Source organism: Vibrio sp. 1580 (assembly GCF_033340055.1).
On record NZ_JAWOVT010000188.1, the window covers coordinates 1 to 803 of the forward strand.

The following is an 803-nucleotide window of genomic DNA, read 5'->3' on the forward strand; positions in this document are numbered from 1 at the left end:
TACACTGTGCTTCTCCGCCCATAGGATAGAACCATGAAGAAGTTATTATTTATTATTGCCACCTTGGTGCTTGTGGGATGTCAGCCATTACAACAGATGCGCCAAGACGAAATTTTAGTGGCGGTAGGTTATGCAAGCGTAAGCGAACAAACTGGCCGCACGGTAGAAGAAAAACGTGTGCGCGCGATGCGAGCATCAAAAATTGATGCGTATCGTGAGTTAGCAGAGCAAGTTTACGGCATGCGAGTAAGCGGTCGAGCCGAACTTGAAGATCAGCGTCTTGGCATTGAAAGCACGAGTGGCGCGGTCGATGGCGTGATTCGCGGTGCAGAGGTCGTGCGCAGTTACTTAGTTGAAGACAGTTACGTAACAGAGTTACGTTTGGATATCCGTAAGATGGATAAGCTACGCGATTACGGTGAAGTTCAACAAGTGCCTGAGAAGCGTCAGCAAACCTTGTTCTAAAACCACTTCACTAAATAAACAGATAATCTTTTCGAGCGGCTGATTGGCAACAATTGGTCGCTTTTTTTATGGGTTGATTTGATGGCTTTGCCTAATGAGGAAGGAGAGGCTAGAGCGTTAGGCTTTAATATTGGTGCCTAGCGTTGAAATGGTGTGGGTTTTGCCGCCGGCATTGTAGGTCATACCGATCTTGCCGTGAGTGTGTTGAAGCATGTTATTGAGCTTGTTAAAACTCAATTGAGCACGGCTGAGGGATTCTCCATTCACGCGATTGACTTGTTGACAGTCCAGCACGATGGATTGGATTTGGGCTACAACCTGACTTAGGTGCTCATCTT

The 803-nt window shown here is 46.8% G+C and carries 2 protein-coding genes; one reads left to right on the plus strand and one right to left on the minus strand.

Annotation, left to right across the window (positions count from 1 at the left end):
- The first annotated feature begins 33 nt into the window (after positions 1 to 33).
- On the plus strand, positions 34 to 465 hold the full coding sequence (gene flgP, locus R7093_RS24920) for a flagellar assembly lipoprotein FlgP (protein WP_005453982.1): 432 nt from the start codon (positions 34 to 36) through the stop codon (positions 463 to 465).
- Between the two features lie 117 nt (positions 466 to 582).
- On the opposite strand, the gene flgN is transcribed toward flgP, so the two are convergent.
- The coding region (flgN, locus tag R7093_RS24925; RefSeq protein WP_318146979.1) for a flagellar export chaperone FlgN at positions 583 to 803 on the minus strand (221 nt) is incomplete at its 5' end.

Coding starts and splice junctions, on each gene's coding strand:
- flgP (WP_005453982.1), top strand. CDS start 34: ATGAAGAAGTTATTATTTATTATTGCCACCTTGGTGCTTGTGGGATGT.